The organism is Amycolatopsis sp. TRM77291, assembly GCF_054166285.1.
This window is the reverse complement of record NZ_JBSZHF010000001.1, coordinates 5,131,281-5,155,333: the sequence shown is the minus strand read 5'-3', so window position 1 is coordinate 5,155,333 and position 24,053 is coordinate 5,131,281. Positions and strand designations below refer to the sequence as shown.

At 69.7% G+C, this 24,053-nt stretch carries 23 protein-coding genes; 9 read left to right on the top strand and 14 right to left on the bottom strand.

Annotation, left to right across the window (positions count from 1 at the left end):
* The first annotated feature begins 10 nt into the window (after positions 1–10).
* Complete coding sequence (locus tag ACXIZN_RS23880; protein ID WP_457956983.1) at positions 11–1,069, top strand: Glu/Leu/Phe/Val dehydrogenase dimerization domain-containing protein; 1,059 nt, start codon at positions 11–13, stop codon at positions 1,067–1,069.
* Here the strand turns inward: ACXIZN_RS23880 and ACXIZN_RS23875 are convergent.
* The 7 genes from ACXIZN_RS23875 to ACXIZN_RS23845 form a co-directional block, all read right to left on the bottom strand.
* Positions 1,011–2,261 carry an ABC transporter substrate-binding protein gene (locus ACXIZN_RS23875; RefSeq protein ID WP_192746071.1) on the bottom strand — a complete coding sequence of 417 codons (1,251 nt, stop codon included), beginning with the start codon at positions 2,259–2,261 and terminating at the stop codon, positions 1,011–1,013. The genes ACXIZN_RS23880 and ACXIZN_RS23875 overlap by 59 nt on opposite strands.
* Positions 2,258–3,415, bottom strand: a complete 1,158-nt coding sequence (locus ACXIZN_RS23870; protein ID WP_192746070.1) for a branched-chain amino acid ABC transporter permease — start codon at positions 3,413–3,415, stop codon at positions 2,258–2,260. Before ACXIZN_RS23870 ends, ACXIZN_RS23875 begins: the two co-directional genes overlap by 4 nt.
* The gene (locus ACXIZN_RS23865) at positions 3,408–4,286 is read right to left on the bottom strand and encodes a branched-chain amino acid ABC transporter permease (RefSeq protein ID WP_457956982.1); all 879 of its coding nucleotides are present in this window, start codon (positions 4,284–4,286) and stop codon (positions 3,408–3,410) included. Before ACXIZN_RS23865 ends, ACXIZN_RS23870 begins: the two co-directional genes overlap by 8 nt.
* Positions 4,283–5,059 (bottom strand): ABC transporter ATP-binding protein, encoded by a 777-nt coding sequence (locus ACXIZN_RS23860; RefSeq protein ID WP_457956981.1) that lies wholly within the window; start codon positions 5,057–5,059, stop codon positions 4,283–4,285. The genes ACXIZN_RS23865 and ACXIZN_RS23860 overlap by 4 nt, the downstream gene beginning before the upstream one ends.
* Positions 5,056–5,865 carry an ABC transporter ATP-binding protein gene (locus tag ACXIZN_RS23855; protein ID WP_457956980.1) on the bottom strand — a complete coding sequence of 270 codons (810 nt, stop codon included), beginning with the start codon at positions 5,863–5,865 and terminating at the stop codon, positions 5,056–5,058. Before ACXIZN_RS23855 ends, ACXIZN_RS23860 begins: the two co-directional genes overlap by 4 nt.
* A 179-nt stretch (positions 5,866–6,044) precedes the next feature.
* Positions 6,045–6,686: a response regulator gene (locus tag ACXIZN_RS23850; protein ID WP_457956979.1), complete on the bottom strand. Its 642-nt coding sequence runs from the start codon at positions 6,684–6,686 to the stop codon at positions 6,045–6,047.
* A complete protein-coding gene (locus tag ACXIZN_RS23845) occupies positions 6,656–7,831 on the bottom strand; it encodes a GAF domain-containing protein (RefSeq protein ID WP_457956978.1) in 1,176 nt (391 codons plus the stop codon). The genes ACXIZN_RS23850 and ACXIZN_RS23845 overlap by 31 nt, the downstream gene beginning before the upstream one ends.
* A gap of 94 nt (positions 7,832–7,925) precedes the next feature.
* On the opposite strand from ACXIZN_RS23845, the gene ACXIZN_RS23840 reads away from it, so the two are divergent.
* On the top strand, positions 7,926–10,691 hold the full coding sequence (locus ACXIZN_RS23840; protein WP_457956977.1) for an FAD-binding and (Fe-S)-binding domain-containing protein: 2,766 nt from the start codon (positions 7,926–7,928) through the stop codon (positions 10,689–10,691).
* A 135-nt stretch (positions 10,692–10,826) separates the two neighbouring features.
* The gene (locus tag ACXIZN_RS23835; RefSeq protein WP_457956976.1) at positions 10,827–12,071 is read left to right on the top strand and encodes a cytochrome P450; all 1,245 of its coding nucleotides are present in this window, start codon (positions 10,827–10,829) and stop codon (positions 12,069–12,071) included.
* On the opposite strand, the gene ACXIZN_RS23830 is transcribed toward ACXIZN_RS23835, so the two are convergent.
* Entirely contained in the window at positions 12,010–12,912 is a 903-nt protein-coding gene (locus ACXIZN_RS23830; RefSeq protein WP_457956975.1) for a phosphotransferase, read from the bottom strand. The two genes, ACXIZN_RS23835 and ACXIZN_RS23830, sit on opposite strands and share 62 nt — an antisense overlap.
* Before the next feature lie 40 nt (positions 12,913–12,952).
* Positions 12,953–13,519, bottom strand: a complete 567-nt coding sequence (locus tag ACXIZN_RS23825) for a TetR family transcriptional regulator (protein ID WP_457956974.1) — start codon at positions 13,517–13,519, stop codon at positions 12,953–12,955.
* Between the two features lie 112 nt (positions 13,520–13,631).
* On the opposite strand from ACXIZN_RS23825, the gene ACXIZN_RS23820 reads away from it, so the two are divergent.
* From ACXIZN_RS23820 to ACXIZN_RS23805, 4 genes are all read left to right on the top strand, one after another.
* Positions 13,632–14,822 (top strand): cytochrome P450, encoded by a 1,191-nt coding sequence (locus tag ACXIZN_RS23820; protein ID WP_457956973.1) that lies wholly within the window; start codon positions 13,632–13,634, stop codon positions 14,820–14,822.
* A 2-nt stretch (positions 14,823–14,824) separates the two neighbouring features.
* On the top strand, positions 14,825–15,040 hold the full coding sequence (locus tag ACXIZN_RS23815) for a ferredoxin (RefSeq protein WP_457956972.1): 216 nt from the start codon (positions 14,825–14,827) through the stop codon (positions 15,038–15,040).
* Positions 15,041–15,093: 53 nt separating this feature from the next.
* The gene (locus tag ACXIZN_RS23810; RefSeq protein WP_457956971.1) at positions 15,094–16,314 is read left to right on the top strand and encodes a GNAT family N-acetyltransferase; all 1,221 of its coding nucleotides are present in this window, start codon (positions 15,094–15,096) and stop codon (positions 16,312–16,314) included.
* A 108-nt stretch (positions 16,315–16,422) separates the two neighbouring features.
* Complete coding sequence (locus ACXIZN_RS23805) at positions 16,423–16,632, top strand: hypothetical protein (RefSeq protein WP_457956970.1); 210 nt, start codon at positions 16,423–16,425, stop codon at positions 16,630–16,632.
* Between the two features lie 431 nt (positions 16,633–17,063).
* Here the strand turns inward: ACXIZN_RS23805 and mtnA are convergent, their stop codons facing one another.
* Positions 17,064–18,029, bottom strand: coding sequence for an S-methyl-5-thioribose-1-phosphate isomerase (mtnA, locus tag ACXIZN_RS23800; RefSeq protein WP_457956969.1), 966 nt, complete (start codon positions 18,027–18,029; stop codon positions 17,064–17,066).
* A 57-nt stretch (positions 18,030–18,086) separates the two neighbouring features.
* Between mtnA and ACXIZN_RS23795 the strand changes: the two genes are divergently transcribed.
* Positions 18,087–18,485, top strand: a complete 399-nt coding sequence (locus ACXIZN_RS23795; RefSeq protein WP_457956968.1) for a RidA family protein — start codon at positions 18,087–18,089, stop codon at positions 18,483–18,485.
* Between the two features lie 64 nt (positions 18,486–18,549).
* Here ACXIZN_RS23795 and ACXIZN_RS23790 read toward each other — a convergent pair whose 3' ends face one another.
* From ACXIZN_RS23790 to ACXIZN_RS23780, 3 genes are all read right to left on the bottom strand, one after another.
* Positions 18,550–19,344: a PIG-L family deacetylase gene (locus ACXIZN_RS23790; RefSeq protein ID WP_126735470.1), complete on the bottom strand. Its 795-nt coding sequence runs from the start codon at positions 19,342–19,344 to the stop codon at positions 18,550–18,552.
* A 381-nt stretch (positions 19,345–19,725) separates the two neighbouring features.
* Positions 19,726–20,415, bottom strand: coding sequence for a dienelactone hydrolase family protein (locus ACXIZN_RS23785; RefSeq protein ID WP_457956967.1), 690 nt, complete (start codon positions 20,413–20,415; stop codon positions 19,726–19,728).
* Complete coding sequence (locus tag ACXIZN_RS23780; protein ID WP_457956966.1) at positions 20,412–21,296, bottom strand: arginase family protein; 885 nt, start codon at positions 21,294–21,296, stop codon at positions 20,412–20,414. The genes ACXIZN_RS23785 and ACXIZN_RS23780 overlap by 4 nt, the downstream gene beginning before the upstream one ends.
* A 76-nt stretch (positions 21,297–21,372) precedes the next feature.
* Between ACXIZN_RS23780 and ACXIZN_RS23775 the strand changes: the two genes are divergently transcribed.
* Positions 21,373–22,725, top strand: a complete 1,353-nt coding sequence (locus ACXIZN_RS23775) for a TrpB-like pyridoxal phosphate-dependent enzyme (protein ID WP_457956965.1) — start codon at positions 21,373–21,375, stop codon at positions 22,723–22,725.
* A 68-nt stretch (positions 22,726–22,793) separates the two neighbouring features.
* On the opposite strand, the gene ACXIZN_RS23770 is transcribed toward ACXIZN_RS23775, so the two are convergent.
* Positions 22,794–24,008, bottom strand: coding sequence for a GGDEF domain-containing protein (locus tag ACXIZN_RS23770; protein WP_457960583.1), 1,215 nt, complete (start codon positions 24,006–24,008; stop codon positions 22,794–22,796).
* Positions 24,009–24,053: the final 45 nt, after the last annotated feature.

Here is a 24,053-nt window from a genome sequence, read left to right as displayed (position 1 = left end):
AGGAAGCGAGATGTCCGTACAGGAGTTGGTCGTCCGGAGGGGACGCAGGTCCGGAGTGACCACGATGGTGGCCGTGCATTCGAGCGCGCTCGGCCCGGCCGTCGGCGGCTGCCGGTTCAAGGTCTATCCGCGCGTCCACGACGCGATCGACGACGTCCTGCGGCTGTCCGCGGCGATGACGCGCAAATGCGCGGTCGCGGGCCTGGATTTCGGGGGCGGCAAGAGCGTCGTCGCGCTCGACGCCGTGCCGACCGCCGAGCAGCGACGCGAGATCCTGCTCGACCACGCCGACCTCATCGAGTCACTCGGCGGCGCGTATCTGGCCGGTCCGGACGTGGGAACCGGCCCGGACGACATGCTCGTGCTGAGTGAGCGGACCCCTCACGTCTTCTGCCTGCCCGAGGAACACGGTGGAACCGGTTCGTCGAGCGGTCCCACCGCCGTCGGCGTGCTCGCCGCCTTGAGAGCCGGCGCGCGGGTCGTCTTCGGTGACGACGGGATGGCAGGCCGCAAGGTGGTCGTCAGCGGCTACGGCTCGGTCGGCGCCCACCTGGCCACGGACCTGGTCCAGCAGGGGGCCGAGGTCGTCGTGTCCGATGTGGACGAACGACGCCTCGCCGCGGCCCGCGACCAAGGCCTGCCCGTGGTCCAGCCGGAGGAAGTGCTCGGCATCGAGGCCGACGTCCTGATCCCGGCCGCGGTCGGCGGGGTCTTCGGAACAGGGACCGAGGTCAACGCGCCGCTGGTCGTCGGCCCGGCCAACAACCAGCTCACCGACGACACCGTGGCCGACGAGCTTTCCGCCCGGGGAGTTCTGTGGATCCCGGATTTCGTCGCGAGCGCCGGGGGAGTCGTCTACACGCTCGGCAGGGAAGCCCAAAACCTCACGCACGAACAGGCGATCGCCCGCGTCGAAACGCTGGAGGACACCACACAAAGGATTCTCGACGCCGCTTCGGCCAACGGCACCACGCCGTTGGCCGAAGCGGACGCGCTCGCCGAAGCGAGACTCACTTCTGGTGCGGAGCCACGTACTCCTTCGCCTCGGGAGCCTCGAACAGCGGCTTGACGTAGCGGACCCCGCCCTCGGCCGACGCGTCCGGTGTCGCCGCGTACACCTGGCGTGTCGCCGGGGTGCCCGCCTTCGAGAAGTCCAGCGCCGCCACCAGATCACCCGTGCTCGCGGACGTCGTCTGCTTCAGCGCCGCGGCGATGCCGTCCCGCGTGAGGTCCTTGTTCTCGCAGGCCTTCTTGAGCACCGTTCCCCAGACCTCGCCGACCGCGTAGCCGTAGGGGATCCCGCCGTTCGGGGTCTCCTTGTATGCCGCCTTGTACTTCGTCGCGACGTCCTTGGCCTTGGGGATGTCGGCGGAGAACGGCACGCTGCTGGCGACGATCGTCAGCTTGTCCAGCGCGTTCGCCGCCGGGCTCTTCAGCAGCACTGGATCGAACACGGGGTTGTTGCCGAGCACGGGGACGTTCAGGCCGAGCGCCTTGTTCGCCGCGAGGGCCGAACCGGTCTGGGCGGGCGTGGTGGTCAGGACGATGGCCTTGACGCCGTCGCCCTTGAGCCCGGTGACGATGTTGGTGAGGTCGTTGTCCGTGGAGGTCACCTTGACCTCCTTGACCGTCAGATTGTGCTTCTTCGCGTAGAACTGCGAGCCGCGCAGGCCGTTCTTGCCGTATTCGCCGTCGATGTAGACGTGCCCGATCGTGTCGCCGTCCTTCACCAGGCCCTGTTCCTGGAAGTACGACAGCCCGTCGATGATCTCCAGATCGTACGTCGTCCCGACGATCATCACGTACTGGTTGTCGAGCAGTTCCGAAGACCAGGACGCGGGCGCGGCGACGGTCTTGTCCGACGCGATGTTCTGCTTCAGCGCGGCCACCACGGGCGAGCCGAGCAACTGCACGAAGCCGAGGACCTTCGGCTCGATCTGCGGATACAGCGTCTTCGCCGTGTCCGCCTTGTAGCCGTGGTCGACGGTCTCCAGTTTGACCTGACGGCCGCAGGCCCCGCCCGCGGCGTTGAAGTCCTTGGCCCACAACTCGTTCCCCTGAGTGATACCGAGCCCGAGGTTCTTGAACACCCCGGTCTTGTCGGTCATCACGCCGAGGGTGATCTCCGACGCCGTCACGCCTTTGTCGGTCTTGACGCCCGAACCGTCCGCCCCCGAGGACCCCGAGTCGCCCGCCTTCGTGCTGCACGCCGAGAGGGCGAGGACCGCCGCCAGCGCGACGGCCGGATATGTGCGCTTCATTTGTCTTGCTCCTCCGGGAGATGAGGTTTCCTTGCTGACGTGATGCGGCGGCCGATCGCGGCGAGCCCGCCCGGTTCGAAGAGCACCACGAGGATGATCGCGGCGCCGTAGACGAACGAGCTGACCAGGATCGGGGTCAGTGCGCCGTCGCCGGTTCCGGAGAACCAGCCGAGATCGGCGGAGTACAGCGAAAGCACCTGCGGCAGCCCGTTGACGATCAGCGCGCCCACGAGCGCGCCGGGCACCGAGCCGAGTCCCCCGATGATCACCATGGCCAGGAAGGCGATGGAGATGTTGATGCCGTACGTGCCGAATTCGCTCTCGTCGGGTTTGAGGATGTCGAACCACAGCACGGTCATCGCGCCCGCGAGCCCCGCGTACGCCGACGAGACGGCGAACGCGCCGGCCTTGGCGCGCGTGACGCTGACGCCCATCACGGACGCGGCGGCCTCGTTGTCCCGCACCGCGCGCCACGACCGGCCGACCCGGCTGCGCACCGCCGCCTTGGCGACCACGAACGCGAGCACGGTCAGCAGCAGGAACAGGTACCAGAGCCGTTCCGCCTGCCGGATCGGCACGCCCATCAGTTCGATTTCGGGGCCGTCGTTGGTGAACGGGAAACCGAACAGCGAGAACGGTTCGGGGCTGCGCCCGGTCGAGGTCCCGCCGGTCAGCGTCTCGGCCGACTGTCCGAAGTAGAGCCCGAGGAAGACCAGCGAAAGCGACGCGACACCGAGGTAGATCCCGCGTAGCCGTCCGGAAACCGGCGCGAACGCCAGCCCCAGCAGCGCGGCGATGACCACCGCGCCGACCAGCGAAAGACCGGGATCGAGGCCGAGGCCGAACACGCGCTCGTCGTCGACCGGTCCGGAAAGGACGGTGTACCCGGTCGCGCCCGCCAGCAGGAAGAACGCGTGCGCCAGGGACAACTGCCCGGCCTGCCCGACCAGCATGGTCAGCCCGATCGCGCCGACCCCGCCGATCATCATGTACTGCCCGGCCTTCAGCCAGGCGGCGTCGAGGTACAACGGGATCGCGAGCAGGACGACGAGCAGCGCGATCCAGGCCAGCGCCTTCAGCAGCCGTCCCCGATCGCGTTTCGGAGGCGGCGCCGTCGGGGCGGCGGGCGGGGCTTTCACGGCGGTGTCAGACACGTGTGCTCTCCCTTGTCCCGAACAACCCCGACGGCCGCACCACCAGGACCACGAGCATCACCAGGAAGACCGCGCTCTTGGAGAAGTCGAACGACACGTACTGCGCGGACAGTGCCTCGACCAGCCCGACGACCAGGCCGCCCACCACCGCGCCCGCCGTCGAGTCCAGCCCGCCGAGGATGGCCGCGGGGAACGCCGCGAGCGCGATGGAGTGCGTGCCGCGGGACAGTCCCGCGCCGGAGAAGTCCTGCGTGGCGATGAAGAGGACCGCGACCCCGGCGAGCACGCCGGCGACCACCCATGCCGTCGCCGTCACCCGGGAACTGCGGATCCCCATCAGCGCGGCGGCTTCGCGGTTCTCGGCCTGGGCCCGCATCGCGACGCCCCAGTTCGAGTACTTGAACGCCAAGGTGAACGCGGTGATCAGCACGGCGGCGACGACCAGTGCCACCAGATGCGTGCGGAACAGGGTGATCCCGCCGAGCTGGAACGGCTGCGCGTCCCAGGCGTCGCCGAGGAACGGCAGCGTGACACCGAGCCGTCGCACGATCTCCTCGGTGATGATCACGTCGACGCCGATCGTCAGCAACGCCAGGCTGTTCGCGTCCGCGTGCCGCGAGCGGGACAGCAGGAACCGTTCCAGCAGGAGGGCGAGCAGACCGGCCGAGACGATGCCGACCAGTGAGGCGCCCATCCAGCCGAGCGATTCCCGGGTCACGACGACCAGGTAGCCACCGAAGAGGACAAGCGAGCCGTGCGCGAAGTTGACCACTTCGGTGGCCTTGAAGATGATCACGAAACCCAGCGCCAGCAACGCGAACACCGCGCCCTTGCCGAGTCCGTTGACCACGAGTTGCAGGAAAGTGTTCACGCCGTGGCCTCCGTGCCGAGATATGCCTTGATCACGTCCGGATCCGACTGGACCTCGGCCGGTGTGCCGTCGGCGATCCGCCTGCCGAAGTCTAGGACGGTGACCCGGTCCGCGATGCCCATCACCAGTCCCATGTCGTGTTCCACCAGCAGGATCGAGATACCGAGCTCGTCGCGGACGTCGCGGATCGTCCCGGCGAGTTCGGCGGTCTCGGTCGCGTTCATGCCCGCCGCGGGTTCGTCGAGCAGCAGCAGGACCGGCTCGACGGCGAGCGCGCGGGCGAGGTCGACCCGTTTCACGGCGCCGTAGGGCAGCGCGCCGACCGGGAGATCCACCAGTGCGCCGATGCCGAGGAAATCGCAGATCTCCCGCACCCGCGCGGAATGCCGCCGTTCGGCGCGGACCGTCCACGGCAGCCGGAGCCCGCAGGCGAGGAAGCCGCCCTTGGTCAGCGCGTGCCGTCCGAGCATGACGTTGTCGAGCACGGTCGAGCCGGGGGAGAGGGCGGCGTTCTGGAACGACCGGCCGACGCCGAGGCCCGCCAGCCGGTGCGGCGGGAGTCCGGAAAGGACCGCGTCGCCGAGTCGGACCCGGCCGGTGTTCGCCCGGTACAGCCCGCTGATCACGTTGAAGCAGCTGGACTTCCCGGCGCCGTTCGGACCGATGAGCGCGTGCAGCGAGCCGGAACCGACGGTGAAGGAGACGTCGTCGAGTGCCCTGATCCCGCCGAAGCGCAGGGTGACGTTCTCGACGTGCAGTTCGAGCGGCGTCATCCGGCCCACCTCGACAGGCTCCGGCCCGCGAGCTGCTTGCGGGCGTCGGCGGCTTCGGCCTCGGCGGTGGCCTGCGATTCGGCGTGGCCGCCGAGGTAGAGCCGCTGGACCTCCTCGCTCGCCGCGAGTTCGGCCGTCGTCCCGGCGAGCGCGACCCGGCCCACCTCCAGGACGATCGCGTGATCGGCGACGCGCAACGCCATCACGGCGTTCTGCTCGACCAGCACCACGGCGGTGCCCTGTTCGTGGATCTCGCGGATGATGTCGCCGATCCGCTCGACGATCTTCGGCGCGAGCCCGAGTGAGGGTTCGTCGAGCAGGAGGAGCCGCGGGCCGGACATCAGCGCGCGGCCGATCGCCAACATCTGCTGCTCACCGCCGGAGAGCAGGCCCGCGCGCTGTTTGGCCCGTTCGGACAGGACCGGGAAGAGCTCGTCGACGCGTTTGCGGGCGGCCGCGCGCTGTTCGGGGGAGCGGGCGCCGATCCCGCCCGCGCGCAGGTTCTCCTCGACCGTCATCCGCGCGAAGACCTGGCGGCCCTCGGGGACGCCGACCACACCGAGACCGACGATGCGGGCGGGGTCCATTTTGGTCAGTGGTTTGCCGTCGTAGCGCACCTCGCCGGCGGAAACCGAGCCGCGGTGCATACACAGCGTGCCCGACACGGTGCGGAGCAGGGTCGACTTCCCGGCACCGTTGCTGCCGAGGACGGCCAGTACTCCATCGGGTGAAACGTCGAGGTCGACCCCGTGCAGTGCGGCCACCGATCGGCCGTACCGCACTTGAAGATCACGGACACTCAGCAAGCCGCCTCCTCCATCCGTGTGACCCGAGTCACGATCGGTGGCGGTCATCCTGCGTTGGCACCCTCCGCCGCGTTACCCCCACCTGGAGACCCAGACGGCTACAAAACGGACACAGCGCATTTAGTCCTCTGGATGCGGTACTTGCACACGCAACTACCGCATCCAGAGGACGAAACGCGTCAGAGGAGGCCGGCTTCGGAGGCCTTGCCGATGGCCTCGACGCGGTTCCGGGCGCCGAGTTTGTGCAGCGCGGACTGCAGATAGGTCTTCACCGTGTTCCGCGCCAGGCCCGTCGATTCCGCGATCTCCGGATTCGTCTGACCCTGAGCCGCGAGTCGTAAAACCTCGTACTCGCGCCGCGTCAGGCCACTGCGGGCCAGCGCGTCGGATCGCTGGCCGTCATCGGGGAAGATCCGCGGATCGACGACGCGCTCACCCTTGAGCACCTGCCGCAGCGCCGCCACGAGATCCGTCCCGGCGACGTCCTTGAGCAGGCAGCCGTGCGCCCCGGAGTCCAGCGCGGCCCGGACGCCCTGATGGTCGCCGTGCGCGGTGAACACCACGATCCGCCCGGCCGGGTGAACACGCCGGAGTTCGGCGATGACCTCGGGCGCGAGCATGTCCGGCAGCCGCAGGTCCAGCAGGATCAGCGTCGGTTTCAGTTCACCCGCCCGCCGGATCGCGGCCCGGCCGGTCTCGGCCGAGCCGACCACGGTCATCGCCGGGTCGTAGCGCAGCAGCAGGCTCACCCCGTCGCGGACCACCGGATGGTCGTCCACGACGAGTACCGTCACCGGCGACGGCACGGTTCCGGCACCCATGCGCGCAGCGTGCAGCCGTCGTCCTCGTCGCGGACCAGGCTGACCCGGCCGCCGAGCCGCGCGGCGCGTTCGGCCAGCGCGCGCAGCCCCATCCCGGTCCCCGGCTCTGGCTCTTCGTCCCCGGAGCGATGCCCGGTCCCGTCGTCGGCGACGACCACCTGCACGCCGTCGTCGCTGGGCAGCAGGCTGACCACGACGGACAGCGCGTCCGCGTGTTTCTCCACGTTGAGCAGGCCTTCCCGGACGGCCGCCACCAGCAGGCCGGTGCGTTCGGCGTCCAGCCTGGGCACCGGGGCGAGCTGGACGAAGCGCGCCGGGACGCCGCAGCGCGCATGGAACGAGCGGCAGTGCTCGGCCAGCTCCACCGGCAGCGCGCGTTCCGGGCTCGACTCCGACAACGCCAGCAACGACTCGCGCAGTGCCCTCGACGCGGCCGAGACGTCGCCTTCGAGCCGCCGCAGCCGTGATTCGAGCGCCGGGTTGTCGCTGATGTCCTCGTGCAGGTTACGGACCTGGACGCCGATGGAGAACAGCAGCGCGCCGACCGAATCGTGCAGCGCGCTCTGCATGCGGAGCCGCTCGGAGGACAGCGCGGTCTCACGGTCGGCTTCGGCGACCGACGCCAGTTTCAGCGCCCGGCCGGCCTCGGTGGCGATGTCTTCGAGGGACTGGACCGCGTCGTCGCCGAAGTCGCGCCGCTCCCGCATGGCGGCGTACGCGATGGCGACGGTCTCCGTCCCGCTGACGATCGGGACGGCGATCATCGCGGCGAGGCCCTCGCCACGCACCTGCGCGTCGAACTGGTGGGTGATGCTCGGCGAGTTGACGTAGTCGTTGACCCGCACCGGCTTGCCCAGCGCGAGCACCCGCCCGCCGATGCCCTGGCCGATGGGCACGGCGAGGTCCTGCAGCGCGTCCGTGCGGGTGCCCGACATCCAGCGGATCACCGCCTGTTCGGGCCCGGTCAGCTCGGCGACGAAGCCGGAATGCGTGCCGATGGACTCGCGGATCAGGCGCGCGGTGCCGTTGAGCGCGGCGACCCGGTCGAGGGTGGCCAGCAACTCCTCGCGCTCGCGAAGAAGCCCGCCGAGCACCGCGCTGTGCTCGGCGGCGAGGTCTTCAGCGGCGTGCCGTCTCGCCGTCACGCGCTCACGATCGCATATCGGACGTGGTTTCCGACACACCCGTCCGGAGAGGTTCACCGATGCGTTCTCGTCCGCGGTTGTCTTGAATGGACCCGTGGAGATCCTGGCCGACGCCGCGACACTGGCGCTGTACACGACCGACGCCTCCAACTACCGGCACGTGCCGAAGGGCGTGGTGCTGCCGCGGGACGTCGACGAGGTGATCGCGGCCGTCGCCGCCTGCCGTGAGGCCGGGCTGCCGGTGATCGCCCGTGGCGGCGGCACCAGCGTCGCGGGCAACTCGTGCGGGCCGGGCGTCGTGATCGACACGTCACGCCACTTCGGTGGGGTCCTCGGCCTCGATCCGGCGGCCCGCACGGCGAGGGTCGCCCCGGGGACCGTCCTCGACGACCTTCAGCGCCTCGCCGCGCCGCACGGCCTCCGGTTCGGCCCCGATCCGTCGACGCATTCGCGCTGCACGATCGGCGGGATGATCGGCAACAACGCCTGCGGCTCGCATTCGGTGGCCTGGGGCCGCACGGTCGACGTCGTCCGGGAGCTGGACGTGCTGCTCTACGACGGTACCCGGCTCACCGTCGGGCCGACCCCGCCGTCCGAAGTGGACGCGCGGGCGGCCAGGCCCGGGACCGAAGGCCGGGTCTTCACGGAACTGCGCGCGCTCGTCCACGACAACCTGGCGCTGCTGCGGACGGAGCTGTCCTCGTTCAGCAGGCGGGTGTCCGGCTACGGGCTGGAGCACCTGTTGCCGGAGAACGGTTTCGACGTCGCCAAGGCGCTGGTCGGCAGCGAGGGCACCTGCGTCACCGTGCTGGAGGCGACGGTTTCCCTGGCCGAGGTGCCGAAGCGCAAGGTGCTCGCGGTGCTCGGCTTCGAGTCCGACATCGCCGCGGCCGACGCGGTCCCGGCGATCCTGCCGTGGTCGCCGCTGACCGTCGAGGGCGTCGACGCGGACCTCGTCGCCCTGCTCGAGCCAGGCCGCGCCGACGGGCTTCCCCCGGGCGGCGCTTGGTTGTTCGTCGAGATGGCCGATCCGGACAAGGCGCGCGGGCTGATCGACGGGCTCCGCGGCGCGCTGACCGGATCAGCGCTGCTGGACGACGCGGCCGCGCAGAAGCGGCTGTGGCGGATCCGGGAGGAGGGCGCCGGTCTCGCGACCCGGCTCGCCGGGGGCGAAGAGGCCTGGCCGGGCTGGGAGGACGCGGCCGTCCCGCCCGAGCGTTTGGGCGCTTACCTGCGGGAGTTCAAGCAGCTCATGCGCGAGCACGGGCGCAAGAGCGTCGTCTACGGCCACTACGGCGAGGGCTGCCTGCACCTGCGGCTGGACTTCGACCTGCTGTCGCCGCGAGGGATCGCCGGGTTCCGGTCGTTCCTCGAAGAGGCGGCGGACCTGGTCGCCGCGCACGGCGGCTCGCTGTCCGGGGAACACGGCGACGGGCAGGCCCGCTCGGAGCTGCTGACCCGGATGTACAGCCCCGAAATCCTCACGCTTTTCGCGCGGTTCAAGGGGATCTTCGATCCGGCGGGCATGATGAACCCCGGCATCCTGGTGAACCCCAGGCCGGTCGACGCCGATCTCCGCGTCCGGCGCGCGCCGCTGGACCTCGAAGACGTCACCGCGCTCGCGTACCCGGAGGACAGGGGGAGTTTCGGGCAGGCGATGCGGCGCTGCGTCGGCGTCGGGAAATGCCGCAACACCACCGGAGCCGGCGTGATGTGCCCGAGCTACCGCGCCACGCGCGAGGAAAAGCACTCGACGCGGGGACGTGCGCATCTGCTCGCCGAAATGGTGAACGGCGAACTGATCACCGACGGCTGGCGCTCGGAGGAGGTCGCCGAGGCGCTGGATCTCTGCCTGTCGTGCAAGGGATGCCTGTCCGATTGCCCGGTCGACGTCGACATGGCGACGTACAAGGCGGAATTCCTGCACCAGCACCACAAGGGGCGGCTGCGCCCGGCGTCGCACTACTCGATGGGCTGGCTGCCGTTGTGGCTGCGCGCGGCGTCGGTCGCGCCCCGGCTGGCGAACACGATGTCGCGCCGGTTTTCCGGGCTGTTGAAGAAGTTCGGCGGGATCGCGCCGGAACGGGAGCTGCCGACCTTCGCCACAGCTCCGTTCACGCGGCGCCGTAAGGATCTCAAGCGTTGGGCGACCGGCTCGCGGCGCGTGGTGCTGTGGCCCGACTCCTTCAACAACTACCTCACGCCGGACGTCCTCGACGCCGCGGCCGAGGTGCTCACCGCCGCCGGTTACGACGTCGTCCTGCCCGATCGCGGCGTCTGCTGCGGGCTGACGTGGGTGTCCACCGGACAGCTCGACGTGGCCAAGAACGTGTTGCGCCGCACGCTTTCCGTCCTCGAACCGTACCTGCGTGCGGGATATCAGGTCGCCGGTCTGGAGCCGAGCTGCACGGCGCTGTTCCGTGGCGATCTCCCCGCGCTCCTGCCTGGCGACCCGGTCGCGGAACTGCTCGCCGAACGGACCAGGACCTTCGCCGAACTCGTCGAAAGTTCGCCGCTCGAATTCCGGTCACTGGACGTCGAGACGCTCAGCCAGGTGCACTGTCACCAGCACGCGGTGCTCGGCTTCGGCGCCGACGAGGCCGCGATGCGCGCCGCCGGTATCCGCAATTCCACAATGGACTCGGGCTGCTGTGGACTGGCGGGGAACTTCGGTTTCGAACGCGGGCACTACGACGTTTCCGTCGCCTGCGCCGAAGACCGCATGCTGCCCGCGATCCGTGCCGCGGCCGAGGGCACCGAGGTGGTCGCGGACGGCTTCAGCTGCCGGACGCAGATCGAGCAGCTCGACGGACGGCGGGCGCTGCACCTTGCCGAGCTGTTGAGGCGCGCGCTGCCTTAGCCGCTCGTCCCGTCCGGCGTACTTCCGGAGTTCCTGCGCGGGATTATCACCCGGTGATAAGGATCTTCGGCTCTTCGGGCGGGTGACCGGCCGGATCCTTCCGGCCGCGACGGCCGCCGCTCATCATCATGCTCCATGACAGCCACGTATCCCGCGGCGAAGGACCACCCCGCGACCCCGATGGGCGCGATCTACGCCGAATATCCGCCGATGTCCCGGGTCGTCTTCCCCAGCGGCTGCGAAGGCTGGCTGGTGACCCGGTACGAAGACGTCCGCCTGATCTTCTCGGACACGCGGTTCTCCCGGAACCTGCTCGCGCCGGGCGCGCCGTGCCTCATCGAACCCGGCGACTTCTCCACCGGCGAGCACAGCATCCTCAACATGGACCCGCCGGATCACACGCGGCTGCGGAAGCTGACCGCGCAGGCCTTCACCGTCCGCCGCATCGCCGGGCTGCGGCCGCGGATCCAGGAGATCGCGGACACGCTGCTGCGGGCGATGATCGAGCACGACCCGCCGGTGGACCTGGTGGAGATGTTCGCCTTCCCGCTGCCCACCGCGGTCATGTGCGAGATCCTCGGCGTCCCTTACGAAGGCAGGGAACGGTTTCGCCAGTGGTCGCGCGTGATCGTCACGCCGATGGCGTACACCCCGGCGGAAGTGGCGCAGGCCCGGCGTGACGGTGCGGACGACATGGCGGCACTCGTCGCCGTCAAACGGGTGACGCCGGGGGAGGACCTGCTGAGCGTCCTCGTGCACGCTCGCGACGAGGACGGCGATCGGCTCACCGAGGCCGAGTTGATCGATCTGGCCACCCAGCTCCTGCTCGCCGGGCACGAGACCACGGTCAGCCTCATCGCGACCGGGATCGTGCTGCTGGCTGGGCATCCGGACCAGCTAGCGGAGCTGCGCTCGGATCCGAACCTGACGGAGGGGGCCGTCGAGGAGATCATGCGGTTCGACGGGCCCGCCGACGCGTCACTGCTCCGGCTCGCGCTGGAGGACGTCGAGCTGAGCGCCGGCGTGGTCCGGCGCGGCGAGGCGGTGCTGGCGCACACCGGAGCGGCGAACCGCGACGAAGCCGCCTTCCCCGGTGCGTCGCGGTTCGACATCCGGCGCCGGAACGCGCCGCAGCTCGGCTTCGGGCACGGCCTCCACTTCTGCCTCGGCGCGGCACTCGCCCGGCTCGAAGGGGAGATCGCGTTCCGGACCCTGCTCGACGGGTTGCCGGGCCTGGATCTCGCGGTCCCCGCTTCGGCCATCGTCTGGCGTCCGCCGCTTTCGATCCGCGGCCCGGAAGCCGTGCCGGTGACCTGGGCTACCACCAAGCCCGGCCGAGGCTCTCCAGTGTCGGTTCGTCCGGCGCGGGAAGGACCCTGAGATACCAGGTGAAGTTGGAGTAGACGTGCAGCAGCGCGTATGCCAGGCAACGCCGGGAGAACGCTTCGTCCGGCTCGGCACCGTATCCGGCCAGCAATCGGCGCAGGAAATCCTTGTCCCCGCCCGAAACGAACAGACCGACGGCGACGAAGTCGTACTCGGCCGCACCCCGCATCGCCGGTTCGAAATCGAAGAGCCCGGTGAGCCGCGGGCGTTCGCCGTCGTGGGCGACCATGAGGTGATCGCGCATGAATTCGGTGTGCAGCGGGACGACGGGCGGGCTGCCCAGGTCGACCGAGTCGAGGAAAGCCGGAATCTGGCTGATCCAGGACTCGTCGAGCCCGGTCCGGCGATGGTGCTCGACGACCTTCGCGCGCTGCCCGGCGACGAACGCGGCCCAGTCCGGCGGTTCGAGGACGTCGAGCCGTGGATCGCGCAGCGAATGCAGGGCGGCCAGCGCCTCGCCGAGTTCGGGGGCGAGCCGGTGTTTGTCCTCTGTGGACAGTTTCGGCCAGGCGTCCTTCAGCGTTTCGCCGCGCAGGCGCTCCATCAGCACGTAGCCCCAGCCGTCCCGTTCGCCGACGTCGTGCACGGCGGGGGTCGGGATCGGCAGTTTCCCGTGCAGGACCTCGAGCATCGTCCGCTCGGTCGGGAGTTCGTCGAGATGGACCGGCGGGAACAGTTTGAGCACCAGATCTTCGCCGACGGCGTAGACCGGGAGCGAGCCTTCGGTGAACGGGACGGCTTCGCCAAGGCCCAGCGACGTCACCGCCGGAAGGAGGTCTTGCCTGGTCAGCGCGTCGAACTCGGCTTCGGTGCCGGCGGGCGGGAACGGGGTCACGGCACGACCGTAGAGCAGCGCGCCGTGGGCGGCGACGGAATTACCCGCTGCGCTCCAGCAGCGTCCGCGCCGCACCGAGCACCAGACGGCAGACGTCGTCGGGATCCGCGCTGGCCAGCGGTTCCTTACCGGTGATGTCGCGGACCAGGCCGATCCCGAGCAGCCAGGCGAGGACGAGGTCGGCCCGCAGGTCCGCGTCGTCGGCGTCGGTCAGCGTGGCGAGTACCTTCGCGTACTCCTCGCCGAGCTGCCGCCGGACCGCGGCGGCGGCGCTGTCGTGACCCGTCGAGCGGAGGTACGCGTCGAGGGTGCGGTCACGGCCGGTGTCGGACTCCAGCATGCTGCGCAACGCCGTCCCGAGCAGTTCGCCCGGCGGGGTGGTGGCGATCTGCTCGCGTCCGCCGCGCGCCAGGACCTCCTCGAACAGCGCGTCCTTCGAACCGAAGTAGCGGAAAAGCAAGGCCTGATTGACCCCGGCGAGTTTCGCGATGTCGCGCACGGTCGTCCGGTCGAAACCGCGTTCGGCGAAGAGAGCCGCCGCCGCGTCGAGCAGGGCCGCCCTGGTCGCGGCCGCGTCACGCTTGCGGACCTGCGGTTCTTCCGTCATCGCCAAAGGCTAGCCGGACGTCGCACGGTAGGCGCATTGACGCTCAGCGTGATCATGGTTAGCGTTGTAAGCAGTTGCTTACAAACCGCCGAGCCGGGGGGTTTCCGGACAAATGACCACCACTGACACCGAATTCGTCGCCTATCCCTTCAACGAGGACGCCGGGCTCGAACTCAACGAGGCGTACGCGGCGGCCCGCGAGACCAAGGGCATGCTCCGCGTCCGTCTTCCGCACGGCGAGCCGGCGTGGCTCGCCGTGCGGTACGCCGACGCGCGTCTGGTACTGGGCGACCGGCGCTTCTCCCGTGCGATGGCCACGGAACGGGACGAGCCGCGGATGGCGCCGGGCAGGCGGCCCGGCGGGATCCTGAGCATGGACCCGCCGGATCACACCCGGCTGCGCACGCTGGTCGCGAAGGCGTTCACCATGCGCCGCGTCGAACTGCTGCGGCCGCGCGTCGCCGAACTGGCGGCGGGCCTGATCCGGGACATGAAGGCCAAGGGGCAGCCCGCCGACCTGGTCGAGGACTACGCGCTGCCGATCCCGGTCGCGGTGATCTGCGAGCTGCTCGGCGTCCCGGTCGAGGACCGGCCGAAGTTCCGCGTGTGGAGCGACGCCGCGCTGTCGACCAGCCCGCTGACCACCGAAGAGATGATGGCCAACCAGGACGAGCTGCGGGCGTACATGCACGTGCTCGTCGAGCAGCATCGCGCCGAGCCCCAGGACGACCTGATGACCGCGCTGATCGAGGCGCGCGACCTCCGTGACCGGCTGAGCGAGCTGGAACTGGTCGACATGTGCATCGGCATCCTGATCGCCGGCCACGAGACCACCGCCAGCCAGATCCCCAACTTCGTCTACGCGCTGCTCGAACAGCCGGAGCAGCTCGCCCGCCTCCGCGCGGACCTGGACCTGATCCCGGCCGCGGTCGAGGAACTGCTCCGGTTCATCCCTCTGGGTGCCGGGGCCGGGTTCGCCCGCTACGCCACCGAAGACATCCAGGTGGGTGACGTGCTCGTGAAGGAGGGCGAGCCGGTGATGGTCGCGATCGGCGCCGCGAACCGGGACGGGCTCCAGTTCACCTCGGCGGAAACCCTCGAATTCGACCGGGAATCCAACCCCCACCTCGGTTTCGGTCACGGCGTGCACCACTGCCTCGGCGCCCCGCTGGCGAGGCTCGAACTGCAGGAGGCTCTGCGGGCGCTGCTACGCGATCTCCCCGGGCTGCGCCTCGACGGCGATATCGTGTGGAAGACGCAGATGCTGGTGCGGGGGCCCCGCTCCATGCCGATCGGATGGTGAGCATGAGCTGGAAAGTCGACGTCGATGGCGACACGTGCATCGGCTCGGGGATGTGCGCCGCGCTGAAGCCGGAGGTCTTCGTCCTCGACGGCGCCACGGCGACCGTGGTCATGGGCGAGGTGGAGCCGGACGAGACGGTGCTCGACGCGGCGGATTCGTGCCCCGCGATGGCCATCGAGGTGACGGAAAAGGGTGAGGTGATCGGGCCGCGGCCCTGATGACCCCTCCTTAATGCGTGGCGGTCGCCGGTGAACAGGCGTAGGACGACAGGGTGAGCGATGACGGCTTGACCCTCCGCACTCTGACCACCGACGACCTGCCCGCGTTCGCGGAACTGCTCGCGAGCGCCTTCCTGACCGACCCGACGGAAGGTTTGAAACACCGCGAACGGCTGGTGTTCGAGCCGGACCGCACGCACGGCGTGTTCGACGGCGACGACCTCATCGGGGCGGGGGAACTGCTCACCCGCGGGATCACCGTTCCCGGTGCCGGGCAGACGCCGTTCGCCGCGGTGACGTCGGTCGCCGTCGCGCCGGGCCACCGCAGGCGGGGCGTGCTCACCCGGGTCATGCGGGCGCAACTGCACGGCCTGCACGAAGACGGCGGCGAACCGATCGCCGCGTTGTGGGCGTCGGAAGCGGTGATCTACCCCCGTTTCGGGTACGGCCTCGCGGCGCAGTTCCACCGCGCGAAGGTGCGGGCCAAGTCCGCGTTCCGGCCCGGCGTCGAGCTCGAAGCCGAACGAGTGCGCGAAATCGGGCGGAAACAGGCGATCCCGCTGATCAAGGCGATCTACGAAAAGGAAGCGCCACAACGGGTCGGCGCACTCGACCGGCCCGAGTCGACCTGGGAATTCGTACTCGACGACCCGGAGTACCGCCGTCACGGCGCGACCGCGCTGAAGTTCGCCGTCCTCCCGGACGGCTACGTGATCTACCGGCTGAAGAACGACTGGAACGAAGAAGGCCCGCGAGGGATCCTGACCGTCCAAGAACTGGTCGCGACCACTCCGGAGGCGTACGCGACGTTGTATCGCTTCCTGCTCGACTACGACCTGGTCGTCACGGTGGAAGGGTTCACCGCCCTCGACGAGCCGCTCGTCCATCTGCTCGCCAATCCTCGTGCCATGACCCGGTCCGCCGGTGACTCCTTGTGGCTCCGGCTCGTCGACGTCGACCGCGGCCTAGTCACCCGCCGCTACGGCGCTCCGGTGGATCTGGTGCTCGGCGTGCGCGACACCTTCTGTCCGTGGAACACCGGGAACTGGCGGCTCGTCACCGACGACGGCGGGAACGCCGAGGTGACGCGCGTGGAGGACGCGCCGGATCTCGAACTGGGCGTGGACGACCTCGGCGCGATCTTCCTCGGCGGCACCAGGCCCAGCACACTGGCCGCCGCGGGCCGGATCAAGGAGCGGACCGCCGGCGCCGTCTCCCGGGCGACTGCCGCGTTCGCCACCGACCGCGAGCCGTCCTGCGTCGAATCCTTCTAGCCCGGCGTTACCTGCCGGGTAATCGACTTCGCGTGGTCGCTCTTGCGAAGGCGACCAGGTGCGGCGGCGGTTCTGCTCGGTGCGACGGTGATGGGAAGCGGGACGGCGGTGGCTGAGACGAGCGAAGGCTGCTCACTTCCGAAGCAACTCGGAGACCTGGTCGAAGGTGCGGTGTCGCCGTCCGCGTGCGCCTTCATCATCGAACAGACCGAATTCGGGGCCATGCGCTCGGACACGCCCGAAGCACGGGATGCCCGTGTCCGGTTGTACGGCACCATTTTCGCCGCGAACGGGACACTCGCGGAATCGGGCAGCTAGGCGCGTTCCCGATGTCCCGGTTCACCCCGGTGAAGATCGTGGTGAACGGTGAGGCCGTCTTGTACGAGGCGGACAACGAAGCGGTGATCCACGGCCGGATGGTGCGGTACCCGGGTGGTGCTCGAGTACGGCGAGGTCACCCAAGGCCGCCGCTACCACGATCGGACGGAATGGTTCCGCCCGCTGGAGAACGGCGGCCTTCGTGAACTGTTCGCCGGTGTCGGCGACGACCGTCCTCGGCCGGCCTTCACCGGCCCGGGGCTGACCGCACCGGTGACGGACCCGGGGGTGCCATCTCAGGCGGCGGGGGAGTATCGCGGGACCGTGCGGGGCGAAAGGGCGGACGATCGACTTCGGAATGGTCGTGGGCGCCGGATCCGGCGTTCTCCGCTACGACGACGCGGAAATGGCCGCCATGTTCACCAAGCTGATCACGGGCGCAGCACCCCCTGCTCGGTGACGACCGCGGTGACCAGCTCGAACGGCGTCACGTCGAAGGCCGGGTTGAACACCTCCGCGCCTTCGGGAGCGACCTTCGTGCCACCGAAACCCAGGACTTCGCCGGGATCGCGCTCCTCGATCACGATCCCGGCGCCGTCCGGCATCGCGGTGTCCACAGTGGATGAAGGCGCGACGACCACGAACGGGATCCCGTGGTGCTTCGCCGCGATCGCCAGGCCGTAGGTGCCGATCTTGTTGGCGACGTCGCCGTTGGCGGCGATCCGGTCGGCGCCGACGAGCACACAGTCGACGAGACCGCGGCTCATCGCGGCGGCGGCCGCGCCGTCGGGCTGGATCCGGTACGGGACACCGGCTTCGGCCAGCTCCCACGCGGTCAGGCGGGCGCCCTGCAGCAGCGGCCTGGTCTCGTCGACCAGCACGGACTCGACCAGGCCGCGGGCCTGGAGATGCCAGACGACGCCGAGCGCGCTGCCCCAGGCGACCGTGGCGAGGTGGCCCGCGTTGCAGTGGCTGAGCAGCCGCAACGGCCGCCGCTCACAGTGTTCGAGCACCACTGCGGCCGCCAGCCGGGAGGCTTCGTGGTTGATCCGCTCGTCCTCGTCGAGGATCGCCAGCGCTTCGGCGAGGACGGCGTCCGGCCCCTCCGGGAGCTTCGCGAGGGCGCGGGAGACACCCCAGCTCAGGTTGACCGCCGTCGGCCGGGCCTGGGCGACGCGATGCGCCTCGGCCTCGACGTCACCTCCCGCGCGGGTCGCGAGCACGACACCGAGCGCCCCCGCCGCGCCGAGCGCCGGCGCCCCGCGCACCGCCAGCCGCTGGATGGCGTCGACGAGTTCGCCGGCCGTGCGCAGTTCGAGCACGCGATACTCGGCGGGCAGGACGGTCTGGTCGATGATCGTGACCGCGTCACCGGTCCAGTCGATCGTCCTGCGCATGGCTCCCCCGTGAAATCCGGTTGTCCCGTCGCGACCGCCTCGGTGAGGATGCGGCCCGTGACCATTCAACGCCACCATCCGCCCGGTCTGCACCCCACGCCCACCTACCACCACGTGACCATCGCCGAAGGACGGCGGGACATCCACCTCGCCGGCCAGTGCCCGCTCGCCGAAGACGGCAAGGTCGTCGAAGGCGACGTGCTCGCCCAGGTCGACCAGGTCGTCGCGAACACCGCCGCGGCGCTCGCCTTCGCCAAGGCGACCCCGGCCGACGTGGTGCGCACGGTGATCTACGTGGTCACGCCGGACGCCGACGTGCTCTCGGCCGTGTGGGACCGGTTCGTCGGGTCGGAGCTCGGGGAGGCGTTCACCACCGCGAGCACCCTGCTCGGCGTCGCGCAGCTCGGGTATCGCGGGCAGCTCGTCGAGCTCGACGTCACCGCCGCCACGGCCTGATCCCGCCGTAGGTTGATGAAGGATCCGGGACGTCGAGTGTCCCCGATCCTTCATCAACGGCGGGTCAGAGACCCGCCATGAGATCGGTCTCGGTGATACCCGGCCCCTGCCCGGCGCGGATGAACCACTCGACGCCGAACGCCTGCGCGAAGGCCTCGTCCGGCATCGCGAGGAAGAACGAATCCTCACTGATCTGGCTGGCGTGCGCACGCATCGCGGCCCGCTTGGCAGGCAGGTACGCGGTGACGTCGACCCTCGCCGTCAGGACCGCTTCCGGTTTGCCGAACTCGGAACCGTCTTCGAAATCGGGAAGATCCTCCGCCTTCATCTGCCCCGTCCGCACCGCCTCCTCCATGCCGCGGCGCATCTCGTCACTGTTGCTCGTCGCCTCGTAGACCCGCGGCGTGCCCGCCAGCTCGGCCGCGCGCATGCCGACGCGATGCACCTGGATGTGGTCCGGATGCCCGTAGCCGCCGTTGTCGTCGTAGACGGTCAGGACGTCGGCCTGCTCCTCGCGCAGGATCGCGGCCAGGCGCTGCGCGGCCTCCTCGACGTCGGCCTGCCAGAACGTGCCGGGCTCGTCGTTGCGCGGCTCGCCCATCATGCCGGAATCGGTGTACCCCAGGAACTCCACCCGCTTGGCCCCCAGGACCTCGGCGGATGCGTGCGTCTCCTGCACGCGGCGCTGCCACAACTCCTCTCCGTCGTCGAGGAACCCGTCCGGCACCTCGCCGACCTCCCCCCTGGTCGCGACGACGAGCACGACACGGTGACCTTCCTCGAAGGCCTTGCGCATGACGCCGCCCGCGACGATGCACTCGTCGTCGGGGTGGGCGTGAAAACTCACCAATGTGGCCATGCTGGGGAAACTACCGGGAGGCACCGACATATTCCGGTGCTTCGCCCACAGCGAAGCACCTCGTGAGTGGTAAGGACGGTTCTGACCAAGGGCGTCTTGGATACCTGCTGGCTCCAGGCCGGGGGAGGGGTGTCGCGAAAGCCACTTTCGAGACATCAGATGTCTCGAAAGTGGCTTTCGCGACATGCTCGCCAGGGCGGTGTCGCGCCCGGCCATGGCCGACGTTGTGAAAGCCACTTTCACAACGTTGAAGGTTGCGAAAGTGGCTTTCGCAACCCCGGCAGGACAGGTGAGCTCCGAAAACGCCACCCGTTCCCGCAGTAGGTACACAAGACACCCGTGGCTTTAACCCTACTTACCACTCACGAGCCCAACGCCCGCTCACGCCGGAAAGACCCGCCCGAGGAACTCCAGCGTGAGTGCCCAAGCCGCGGCGGCGGGCTCCGGCTGGTGGAACATCGGCGCCACGTGGTTGTGGAACGCGTGCCCCGCGCCCTCGTGGATGTGGATCTCCGCGCCGTCGTGAGAGGCGACCGCGTCGGCAAGGCGACGTACGCCCTCGACGGGGATGTAGGGATCCTCGCCGCCGAACTGGAACTGGATCGGGCAGGTGATCTTGTCCAGCAACGGAAGTTGCTCCGGCACGCGCGAACCGTAGTACGAGACCGCGACGTCCGGGTCGCCTTCGGCGGCGGCCGCGTACGCCATCGAGCCGCCGAGGCAGAAACCGAAGACGCCCGCGCGGCCGTCGGTTTCGGGCAGTTCGCGCAGCGTCCCCAGTGTCGCGAGCACGTCGGTGACGGCGCGTGCCGGGTCGAGCTGTCCGGAGACGGCCATCGAGGCCGAGATCCCGGCTTCGTCGTGCGTGGCCGACCAGCCGGGGGAGATCCGCCAGAACAGTTCGGGCACGGCGACGACGTAACCGAGGGCGGCCAGGTCGGCGGCGACCGACTTGAGGTAGTCGTCGAGACCGAAGATCTCCTGGATCAGCACCAGCCCCGGGCCGGAGCCGGATTCGGGCAGCCAGAGCGGGGCGTCGAACGAGCCGTCGGCGACGGTCACCTCGGTCATCGGGTTCCTTCCAGTGCGCGCACGAGACAGTCCGCCACCAGGGCGGCCTGTGTGCCGTCGGGGTCGAGGTCGGGATCGAAGATGGTCAGCTCCAGCCCGGCGGCGCCGGGGATCGCGAGCAGGCCGCGGAGCAGTTCGACGAGCTTGTCCGGGCTGAGCCCGCCGGGATCGGGACTGTCCACAGCGGACACGAATTCCGGATCGAGCGTGTCGATGTCGACGTGGATCCAGAAACCGTCCAGCGGCGCGAAGATCTCGCGGGCGGCGGCGAGCGCGCCGCCGGTGCCGGACGCCATGATCTCCTGGCTGGTCACGACGCGCAGCCCCGCGTCCCGTGCCTCGGCGGACTCCTCCGCGCGAACGCCGAGCACGAGGACGTCCTCGTCACGGACGTACGGCCCCAGACCGTCCACATCGGCCAGTTCGGCTTGGCCGCGGCCGGTGACGACGGCGAGAGCCTCACCGCCCACGTTGGCGACGTGATCGGAATTGCCGAGGTGCCGGAAGTCATCGTGGCCGTCGAAGTAGACGACGCCGAAGCGGCCTTCGCGACGCAGAGTCAGCATCGCGGCGAGCGCGATCGAACAGTCGCCGCCGAGCACCACCGGGAAGCCGCCGTCCGCGCGGATCTTCGCAAGCCGCCCGGCGAGGGCCGCGGTGTAGGTCGAGATCCCGGCCGCGTTGCGCACCCCGCCGCCGGGCGACCAAGCGGGCAGATACCGCGGCGGGGTGACGACGCCGCCGTCCCTGGCGCCCAACCGGGTGAGCAGACCCTGGTCGCGCAGCGCGCCCGGTGCCTTGTAGCAGCCGGGGACCACACCTTCGGCGGGCGGGCGCAGTCCGAGATTGGACGGTGCGTCGAGCAGTACGAAATTCCCCATGCCCTCACCGTAGTAGTGACGCCTGGTGCCACGCCGTCCGTCCCTTTAGGTTGAAGGGACGGACAGAGGAGGCTCAATGGCGGAGCGGACGAAGTACATCCTCGACGAAGCGGACATGCCGGCCCGGTGGTACAACATCGTCCCGGATCTGCCGGAGCCGCCACCGCCGCCACTGCATCCGGGCACCCGCGAGCCGGTCGGCCCGGACGACCTCGCGCCCCTGTTCCCGCAGGCGCTCATCGCCCAGGAAGTCAGCACCGAACGGTACATCGACATCCCGGAAGAGGTCCTCGACGTCTACCGGCTCTGGCGGCCGTCGCCGCTGTTCCGCGCGAGGCGGCTGGAGAAGGCGCTGGGCACTCCCGCCCGCATCTACTACAAGTACGAAGGTGTCAGCCCGGTCGGCTCGCACAAGCCCAACACCGCAGTCCCGCAGGCGTTCTACAACGCGGCGGAAGGGGTCACCCGGCTGACCACGGAAACCGGCGCCGGGCAGTGGGGGAGCGCGCTCGCGTTCGCGTGCGCCACCTTCGGGCTCGAATGCGAGGTGTGGCAGGTCCGCGCTTCGTTCGACCAGAAGCCGTATCGCAAGCTGATGATGGAGACCTTCGGCGCGACGGTGCATCCCAGCCCGTCCGAGCTGACCGAATCCGGCCGCGCGATCCTGGCCGCGGACCCGGGCTCGACCGGGAGTCTCGGCATCGCGATCAGCGAGGCGGTCGAGCAGGCGGCGCAGGCGGAGAACACGCGTTACGCGCTCGGCAGCGTGCTCAACCACGTGCTGCTGCACCAGACGATCATCGGCGAAGAGGCGCTCAAACAGTTCGAACTGGCCGGGGACACCCCGGACGTCCTCGTCGGCTGCACCGGCGGCGGATCCAACTTCGGCGGGCTCGCCTTCCCGTTCCTGCGCGAAAAACTCGCCGGCCGGATGGACCCGGTGATCCGCGCGGTCGAACCGGCCGCCTGCCCGACGCTCACCCGCGGGAAGTACGCGTACGACTTCGGGGACACCGCCGGGTTGACGCCGTTGCTGAAGATGCACACGCTCGGTCACGACTTCATCCCCGACCCGATCCACGCCGGCGGCCTGCGCTACCACGGGATGTCGCCGCTGATCTCGCATATCTACGAGCTCGGGCTGATCGACGCGGTCGCCATCGGGCAGGAGGACTGTTTCGCGGCAGGTGTGCGGTTCGCCCGCGCGGAGGGCATCATCCCCGCGCCCGAGCCGACCCACGCGCTCGCCGCGTGCATCCAGGAAGCGTTGCGGTGCAAGGAAACCGGCGAGGAGAAGGTGATTCTGACCGCGCTGTGCGGGCACGCGCACCTCGACCTCCCGGCGTACGGCGCGTATCTGGCGGGCGACATCTCCGACCACGCGCTGCCCGACGAGGTCCTCGAGAAGTCCCTCGCCGGCCTCCCCTGACGCTTTTAGTCCTCTGGATGCGTACTTGCACACGCAAGGACCGCATCCAGAGGACGAAACGCGAAGGGTCAGCCGGTCACCTGGTAGCCCGAAGTCCGGTTCCGCCCGGTGTTCTTCGCCTCGTAGAGCGCCCGGTCCGCGACGGCGATCACCGCGTCCAGATCGCTGACGCCCGGCCGGTCGGCGAGGCCGATCGACACGGTGACGTGCTCGGGCAGGTCACCGGCACGCGTGGCCACGCTCGACCGGATCCGTTCCGCGATCGCGTGGGCGTGGACGGCGGGCGTGCCGGGCAGCAGCACGACGAACTCCTCGCCGCCGAACCGCCCGACCAGATCCGTGCCGCGCACCTCGGTGCGCAGCGTTTCCGCGATCGCCGCCAGATACCGGTCGCCGACCAGATGCCCGTGCCGGTCGTTGATCAGCTTGAACCGGTCGACGTCGACCATCAGCAGGCTGGTGTGCCGCCCCGCGCGCCGCGCGCGGTCGAGTTCGTCGGCCGCCGCTTCGCGCCACGCCTTCGCGTTGAGCAGGCCGGTCTTGGCGTCGCTGCGGGCCTGCCGTTTCAGTTGCCGCAGCAGGACGCCGCGATGCAGCACCAGCGTGATCCCGACGACCAGCAGCAGCACCACGGGCCAGTCCCGCAACGCCCACGCGACGATGACGCCGAGCGCGATCGTCGCCGCTTCGAGCGCGTATTCGAAGGGCTTCGCCAACGCGTCGCGCAGCCGCTCGTGCGGCGTGCCGTAGTACACCGCGATGGTCATGAGGACGGTGTTGACCAGCAGGAACACCCCGCCCGCCGCGACGATCGACCCGAACGAGGCGACGTCGCGGGGGAGTACGTCGAACGGGGCCGCGTACCGGGAGAGGAAGGCGGCGGCCGCGAACCCAGAGAGTACGGTCGCCGAGGCGGAGAACATCCGCCGGAACAACGGGTTCGGCTGACCGCGGAACCAGCGGTAGAAGAACGACACGGCGATGACCAGCGCGGCGAGTGCCGGGTGCACCAGCAGCACGGCGGCGAAGGTCCAGACGCTGTCGAGCGAGATGTGCGGCGTCCCGGCGAACCGCTCCCGCACCCGCTCGACCGGGCGTGACAACTCCGTGTACGCCACGGCGCTGACGATCAGGATGGCGAACGGGAGGGCGTCGCCCTGGGTGAACGGGACGCGGACCAGAGACCAGGCGGATCCGGCGATCGCCGCGACGTCCACCAGGAGGACGAAGCCGATCAAACCGCGGTGGGGTAGCCGCCACAGCGCCCAATTCGTTAGCGCCACGGAGACGAACGTAATCGGTTGGATACTAGGTGTCACTACGCTGTA

Excerpts from the sequence above, each read along its gene's own strand:
- ACXIZN_RS23775 (WP_457956965.1), top strand. The coding sequence starts at position 21,373 with ATGGCGGAGCGGACGAAGTACATCCTCGACGAAGCGGACATGCCGGCC.
- ACXIZN_RS23875 (WP_192746071.1), bottom strand. The coding sequence starts at position 2,261 with ATGAAGCGCACATATCCGGCCGTCGCGCTGGCGGCGGTCCTCGCCCTC.
- ACXIZN_RS23860 (WP_457956981.1), bottom strand. The coding sequence starts at position 5,059 with ATGACGCCGCTCGAACTGCACGTCGAGAACGTCACCCTGCGCTTCGGC.
- mtnA (WP_457956969.1), bottom strand. The coding sequence starts at position 18,029 with ATGCGCAGGACGATCGACTGGACCGGTGACGCGGTCACGATCATCGAC.
- ACXIZN_RS23825 (WP_457956974.1), bottom strand. The coding sequence starts at position 13,519 with ATGACGGAAGAACCGCAGGTCCGCAAGCGTGACGCGGCCGCGACCAGG.
- ACXIZN_RS23850 (WP_457956979.1), bottom strand. The coding sequence starts at position 6,686 with ATGGGTGCCGGAACCGTGCCGTCGCCGGTGACGGTACTCGTCGTGGAC.
- ACXIZN_RS23790 (WP_126735470.1), bottom strand. The coding sequence starts at position 19,344 with ATGGCCACATTGGTGAGTTTTCACGCCCACCCCGACGACGAGTGCATC.
- ACXIZN_RS23820 (WP_457956973.1), top strand. The coding sequence starts at position 13,632 with ATGACCACCACTGACACCGAATTCGTCGCCTATCCCTTCAACGAGGAC.
- ACXIZN_RS23780 (WP_457956966.1), bottom strand. The coding sequence starts at position 21,296 with ATGGGGAATTTCGTACTGCTCGACGCACCGTCCAATCTCGGACTGCGC.
- ACXIZN_RS23815 (WP_457956972.1), top strand. The coding sequence starts at position 14,825 with ATGAGCTGGAAAGTCGACGTCGATGGCGACACGTGCATCGGCTCGGGG.
- ACXIZN_RS23880 (WP_457956983.1), top strand. The coding sequence starts at position 11 with ATGTCCGTACAGGAGTTGGTCGTCCGGAGGGGACGCAGGTCCGGAGTG.
- ACXIZN_RS23835 (WP_457956976.1), top strand. The coding sequence starts at position 10,827 with ATGACAGCCACGTATCCCGCGGCGAAGGACCACCCCGCGACCCCGATG.
- ACXIZN_RS23785 (WP_457956967.1), bottom strand. The coding sequence starts at position 20,415 with ATGACCGAGGTGACCGTCGCCGACGGCTCGTTCGACGCCCCGCTCTGG.